The sequence below is a fragment of the Paenibacillus forsythiae T98 genome, from assembly GCF_000520735.1.
In the GTDB taxonomy this organism is placed as follows: domain Bacteria; phylum Bacillota; class Bacilli; order Paenibacillales; family Paenibacillaceae; genus Paenibacillus_AQ; species Paenibacillus_AQ forsythiae.
The window spans coordinates 1-6110 of record NZ_ASSC01000270.1; the positions used below are offsets into that span (position 1 = coordinate 1).

The 6110-nt window shown below is 51.7% G+C and carries 7 protein-coding genes; 6 read left to right on the plus strand and 1 reads right to left on the minus strand.

Features of this window, described 5'->3' with window-relative positions:
• From rsgA to L692_RS0109085, 5 genes are all read left to right on the plus strand, one after another.
• Positions 1 to 902, plus strand: a 902-nt coding sequence (gene rsgA, locus L692_RS0109065) for a ribosome small subunit-dependent GTPase A (protein ID WP_025699162.1), incomplete at its 5' end; no start/stop codon positions are given.
• A gap of 212 nt (positions 903 to 1114) precedes the next feature.
• On the plus strand, positions 1115 to 1714 hold the full coding sequence (locus L692_RS0109070) for an RNA polymerase sigma factor (RefSeq protein ID WP_025699164.1): 600 nt from the start codon (positions 1115 to 1117) through the stop codon (positions 1712 to 1714).
• Complete coding sequence (locus L692_RS0109075; protein ID WP_156940362.1) at positions 1650 to 2435, plus strand: hypothetical protein; 786 nt, start codon at positions 1650 to 1652, stop codon at positions 2433 to 2435. The genes L692_RS0109070 and L692_RS0109075 overlap by 65 nt, the downstream gene beginning before the upstream one ends.
• A gap of 26 nt (positions 2436 to 2461) precedes the next feature.
• Positions 2462 to 3364 carry an ABC transporter ATP-binding protein gene (locus L692_RS0109080; RefSeq protein ID WP_025699168.1) on the plus strand — a complete coding sequence of 301 codons (903 nt, stop codon included), beginning with the start codon at positions 2462 to 2464 and terminating at the stop codon, positions 3362 to 3364.
• A gap of 3 nt (positions 3365 to 3367) precedes the next feature.
• A complete protein-coding gene (locus L692_RS0109085; RefSeq protein ID WP_025699170.1) occupies positions 3368 to 4606 on the plus strand; it encodes an ABC transporter permease in 1239 nt (412 codons plus the stop codon).
• A gap of 148 nt (positions 4607 to 4754) precedes the next feature.
• Here the strand turns inward: L692_RS0109085 and L692_RS33455 are convergent, their stop codons facing one another.
• Positions 4755 to 4994: a hypothetical protein gene (locus tag L692_RS33455; RefSeq protein ID WP_025699172.1), complete on the minus strand. Its 240-nt coding sequence runs from the start codon at positions 4992 to 4994 to the stop codon at positions 4755 to 4757.
• Positions 4995 to 5107: 113 nt separating this feature from the next.
• Between L692_RS33455 and L692_RS0109095 the strand changes: the two genes are divergently transcribed.
• A complete protein-coding gene (locus L692_RS0109095) occupies positions 5108 to 5815 on the plus strand; it encodes a hypothetical protein (protein ID WP_025699174.1) in 708 nt (235 codons plus the stop codon).
• Positions 5816 to 6110 lie beyond the last annotated feature (295 nt).

The following is a 6110-nucleotide window of genomic DNA, read 5'->3' on the forward strand; positions in this document are numbered from 1 at the left end:
AGGCCTCCGGCAATTACCCCGCCATCGGCGACTGGACCGCAGTCAAGGAAGCGGAGGGAGGATATGTCGTCATCCATGGTATGCTCCCCCGCCGCAGCGTAATCTCCCGAAAGGCGGCCGGAACTCAGCCAAGGGAGCAAATCGTGGCCGCCAATGTGGACACCCTGTTTCTGGTCAGCGCGCTGAATGACGATTACAATCTCCGGCGGATGGAGAGATATCTCATCATGGCCTGGAACAGCGGGGCGTCTCCGGTCATTCTGTTGACCAAGGCGGACTTATGCGAGAATCCGGGGGCCAAAATCGCGGAGATGGAAATGGCGGCCCCGGGAGTTCCCGTACATGCGGTCAGCGCGCATACGGACTTCGGCCGCGAATCGTTGCTGCCCTACATCGGGGAAGGACGGACGGTGGCGCTGACCGGGTCCTCGGGCTGCGGCAAATCGACAATGGTTAACTGGCTCTGCGGCGCAAATCTTCAGCTTACCCAGGAAGTAAGGGAGGAGGACAGCAGGGGCCGGCATACGACGACGCGCCGCGAGCTGTTTCTTCTGCCTGCCGGGGGAGTGATCGTGGACACCCCGGGCATGCGGGAGCTTCAGCTATGGGAGGACGAAGGCGGGCTGGAGCTGGCATTTGCTGATATTGCGCAGCTGGCGGCGCGCTGCCGATACGCGGACTGCCGGCATGAGCGGGAGGAAGGCTGCGCCGTCCTGGAGGCCGTGGAGAGCGGCGAGCTTGAGGAGAAAAGGCTCCAGAGCTACCACAAAACCCAGCGGGAGCTAGTGTATCAAACGGCCAAGGAGGCCAAATCCAAGCGGAAAGCCGGGGCGGGCTCCGGGCAGAAGGCGGCGTCCTCTCGATCCCGCAAATACGGCTGGCGGCGGGAACTGGAGGATTAAGGTCTGTACGTTTGGGATTGCTTGGAGGAAGAGATTTCTTGAGCAATCCCTCCTAATTGAAAAGAAGCTTGCCAAGCTAACCCTGTCGTTCCGACAGTTTATTGCAAGACAAGGTCAAACGTAAGGGCTAATAACTTCACAAGAAAGACACAAAATGCTTTCACTTTTTCTAAGAAAAAAACAGTTATACATAGTAGAGAGGAGGGGACGAGGTGGAGGAGGGTGAATGGATTCGGCGCATTCAGGAAGGAGAAACTCAATATCTGACTCCGCTAATTGATCGGCATTACGCTGGTATTCAGAAATACTGCTGCTGGCGAATACGGGATAATGAAGAAGCGAAGGATCTAACCCAGGAAACTTTTTACCGTTTTTGCCGCCACATCGAGAGTTATACAAATACCGGAAAATGCCGCGCTTACTTATACACGATCGCCCGCCATCTATGCAACGATCACATGAAGAAGCGGCCGCCTCTATCCTGGGAGGAAGCGAAGGAGGCAACGGACCGGGCGGCTCTACAATCAAGTTGTTTCATTGAGGAGCAGGTGGAAAGGGAGCAACTGGTACATGAGTTGCTCCAGTTGTTACCTGATGAGCAGCGGGAACTGGTGTTCATGCGGTATTGTCTGGATTTGACCTTCCGCGATATTGCCCGAATAACGGGAGTGAATGTGTGCATGGTGCAATATCGGGTGAAGCGCGGGCTGGTTGTATTAAGACGCTACTTGCAAAGGAGTGAATCCGGTGAACAAGAACTCACAACATGCCATCATCGCGGCTCTAAAGAACTACCCCTCGCCCCCCGTTAGCCAGCAGCAGCTGGAAGAAACCGTAACAGGGGCGGCAGAGGTGCTGCACCGAACACAGGCGAGCCGTAGAACGTCCTTTGGGCAGTTTTATATGACCCAGCTTCGCTTCATCAGCTGGAAGGTGTGGGCTGTGCAATTGCTGATTGTTCTCGGGATGGGTCTACTGCTGCACAATTCTCTTCAGGAACAAGATAGAAATGTTCAGGTTGTCATGCTGACTTCCATCGCTGCGCCGCTCCTGGTCATAGCGGGGATTCAGACGCTGACCCGTTCTTTAAGCTGCCGCATGCTGGAGATTGAACTCACTACGCGCCATCTTCTGGAGAAGCTGACTCTGGTTCGCATGAGTCTGCTCGGGATGGCGGATCTGGCAGGCCTGATGCTACTGGCCGTATTATTGAGTGCCTGGATGCAGCTGGAAGTGGCGGTTATGCTGCTCTATCTGCTCGTCCCCTTTAATTTGACCTGTCTCGGTTGCCTGTGGTTGCTAAATCGGGTTCGTACCCCAAGCTGTGGATATTACTGCCTGACCTACGGCGGACTGGTGGCGCTGCTGCAGACGGTGTTGACATTCAATCCTTCCCTCTGGCTGTTTGAATCATCGGCAATCGGGTTGTGGCAGGCATTGCTGATGCTCACAGCCGCAGGCATCGCTTTCGAGGTACGCAGGGTGAGGAAGACTTGCAGGAGCCTGGAGACCGCATCAAGAATACCGGTGTAACATTCTGGAAAAGGAGGAAGCATGAGATGCTCGAACTGACCTTGAATCAGGTAAGCAAGCATTTTTCCGCTAAAAAAGCGGTGAACGGCATTTCGACCCGGTTGACCAGCGGTGTATACGGTTTGCTAGGGGCCAACGGCGCAGGAAAAACAACGCTGATGCGGATGATCTGCGGCATTCTAAACCCGACATCCGGAGAGATTCAGATGAACGGTCAAGAGATCAGCAGCATGGGGGAGCATTATCGGGATATGCTGGGCTACTTGCCGCAGGATTTCGGCTACTACCCCGATTTCAGCGCAGAGGAGTTCCTCTGGTATGTAGGATCACTAAAGGGGTTAACTCTGCCCGCAGCTAAGAGTAAAGCCAGGGAGCTTTTGCGGACGGTGGCTTTGTCGGAGGTAGCCCGCAAGAAGATCCGCACTTTCTCAGGGGGGATGAAGCAGCGGCTGGGTATTGCCCAAGCGATGCTTAACGATCCCCGCGTGCTGGTGCTGGACGAGCCGACAGCGGGACTTGACCCCAAGGAACGGGTACGCTTCCGCAACCTTATCGCCAATCTTGCCCGGGACAAGATTGTCATCCTTTCGACGCATATTGTGTCGGATGTGGAATACATAGCTGACCAGATTCTGGTGATGAAGCAGGGAGGGCTATTGATGACCGGTACGGTGGAACAATTGACGACTACGATGGAAGGCTGCGTATGGTCATGCCACATACCAGCGCGGGAGGCGGAGGAATGGAACGCCCGCTACTGTGTGAGCAATCTGCGGCATGAAGGGAATCAGGTGGAGCTGCGCATCGTGTCCACGGTGAAACCCGCGCATCACGCGTTATTGGTTGCGCCTACGCTGGAGGATTTCTATCTGCATCACTTTCAGGATGAACAGGTGGCAGTAACTGACGAAGAGAAAGAGAGGGCATGACCGATGGATACCTTGACCCGGTTCGAGCTGCGCAAGATCATGCGCCGGAAATCATTTTATGCAGGGATTGCGATTTTGATAGCAATGATCCTATTAATGATAAGTACTTTGGTTACGGGTGCGTGGATAACGGGTAAGGACGGTAAAGAGTTAAAAGGAATAGCCACTTTCCCTTTGCGGAAGGAGTACAACCGTCAACTTGCCGGTCCCCTAACCGTGGAAAAAGCAGCAGATGCGGTTAATCGGCATTATAAGCTTTGGCATGATCCGAAAAATCTTAATGAGAAAGGCGAGATTACCGAGGAGGCCTATGCCAAATATGAAGTAAAGGATGAACAGATTGATTCCTTGATTCGTTTCGCTTTTTCTCCCATAGGGGAATATAATTACTATGTTATCAACAAGTTGAAACCAAGTGACGCCCAAGCTTTTTATGAGAAACGGCTGGAAAAGGTTCGCGGGTATTTGAACATGAATTATTCGTACGGCAACTATTCGGCGGAAGATATGGCCTTTTTCATCAAAATGAATGAGAACATCCCTGTTCCCTTCCAAATGAACTATGTTACCGGTTGGGAGAATGTGTTTGAGAATCTGCAGTATGTCTTTTTTTTCACTGCTTTCGTTATCGCGCTCTGTCTAGCTCCCGTGTTTTCAGGTGAATACCTGAGCGGGGCTGACTCCATCATTTTATCCTCCCGTTATGGTCGCAACAGGGTTATCGTCGCCAAATTGAAAGCCAGCTTCATCGTGTCTCTGGGACTGCTTGTCTTTGCGCTGACGACTTATACGCTATTGATGCTGGGGATATGTGGATTTGACGGAGGGAATGCCAGTGTACAAATGATTGAATTTATGGCGCCTGTGTCCTACACGGTTTTTCAAACGTACTTGTGGGCGGTCTTCATTGGCGGTTTGGCTTGTCTGCTGGTGGGAGCGTTGACGCTGTGGCTGTCCAGCCGTATGAGGAGTCCCTTTCCCGTTATCATTGCAATCGTCATTTTTCTTATCGGTCCAATGCTTCTTAAGGAAAGCAAAAGCAGCCGTCTGTTCAATCACATGATGCATTTGCTGCCAAGTAATATGATTGATAGTTTTAATAGAGTAACCAGTTACGAGGTGTACCATATTTTTGGGCAGTTGATTCCGGAGTACAAGGTCATGGCGGGATTTGCCATAATCGTCATAGCTCTGCTGTTGCCTTTGACTTACCGAGCATTTAATAAACACCAGGTTGTTTGACTGATGAATTCCCATTCATTTGCCGCTGACTAAGTGCAATCACTACAGACGATACCGGGTAATCCGGCTTAAATAGCTCAAAATAAAAAGCATCTTCCTTTCGGGAGATGCTCTTTTGCCGATGCGTAAGGAAGGTCCTCCGCCAGCATTAATAGAGAGACAGTGCGAGAGTATCGTTCTCGCTGTAGCTGTGCAAAATGGCCTCAGAGCCTTTAATTTCGATACTAATCAAAGAGTTCAAGCATTTCTTGAGGGCAGTCTTGCCTTTATTGATTTTGTGTTCCAGGGTGCTTGTCAGAATTCGGAGCACTTTTTGAGTCGGCTGCTTATTTTCCGTAGTAAAATATACGGGTACGAGCTTATTTTGGAATGTAATCATCATTTTCATTTGAAATCACCTCGTTACAGTTATTTCATAATATAAATAGTACCCGTCATTTCTTAATTTTACCTTAAAATTAGCTTATAATAACATAAAGAATGCCAGAAATTTAGCCGGAAATGAGGGGAAAGCGTCCCAATCCGGACAACCGGAAGGAAACGATTACAGTGAACGTTGACGAGTCGAAGCAAGTATCCCGATTTCTGATGCCGGAGGGCCTGAAGAAGCACTTGGAGCAAGAGCTGCTTCGCCTGCCGGAAGACACGGACCGGATCTGCCGCCTGACCTATACAAGCGGAGATGCGGAGAATGATCTGTTCATATACGTGCATATAGATCAAATCATCGCTGTCTGTCATGAGACATTGGCGTCCTTCTGCTATCAATTGAGAGATTGCGGGTGCAAAAAAGGGATATGCGCTCTGCTAAGCGGCATTTCACTCCCCAAGCAGCCAAGCGGAGAGAGCCCCGCGCTTCTGATGTCGAGATTCGAGTATGACGAAATCAGACGCATCTCGGACTCCTGCTCCTTGCATGATCTGAGCCGGTATGTTGAACTCGTTACGGGAGACCCCCGGCTGTCCGCCAGCTTCGCCCAAAGCGTTAAAATCAGACATACTTCAGGAGAGCTGCGGATCTGCTCCAGAAGCAGCCGGGGCTGGTCTTTTCAATACGCCTCCTTTATCGCCGACCATTCTTGCGGATGGCTGCTGCGGATGAGCTGCGGCGATGAGGAGTGGCTGTCGGCGACGCCTGTCGGCAAGAAGCAGTTCTGCTCCGCCTTTCTGGGATGGCTGCTGCGATTGAAACCGCTCACTCTCCGGTAGAACCCGGTTTTTTCGCACTATGACCTCAATGCATTGCAATATGGAAATATCCTTCCTCCGCGCGCCCCGCTCCTTTCCGCGAAGCTTATCCCATTATCCAAGACAGCTTTAACCAAACCCCGGGCATCCGCATATATTTAATTAATCCCGCTGGGCGGGGCGTTTGCTTCGAGGCGGTTCAGGTTCCTTGGGAGAAAGGAGAGATTCGCAAATGATTGGCAGAACAACAAGACTGGCGGCGCTGCTGCTGGTGATCGGCCTTGCCGTCTCGCTGCTTGCGGGCTGCGGCGGCAAA

What these genes read in the sequence shown, in the direction of transcription:
- L692_RS33455 (WP_025699172.1), bottom strand. Translation starts at nt 4,994, where the DNA reads ATGAAAATGATGATTACATTCCAAAATAAGCTCGTACCCGTATATTTT.
- L692_RS0109095 (WP_025699174.1), top strand. Translation starts at nt 5,108, where the DNA reads ATGAGGGGAAAGCGTCCCAATCCGGACAACCGGAAGGAAACGATTACA.
- L692_RS0109085 (WP_025699170.1), top strand. Translation starts at nt 3,368, where the DNA reads ATGGATACCTTGACCCGGTTCGAGCTGCGCAAGATCATGCGCCGGAAA.
- L692_RS0109080 (WP_025699168.1), top strand. Translation starts at nt 2,462, where the DNA reads ATGCTCGAACTGACCTTGAATCAGGTAAGCAAGCATTTTTCCGCTAAA.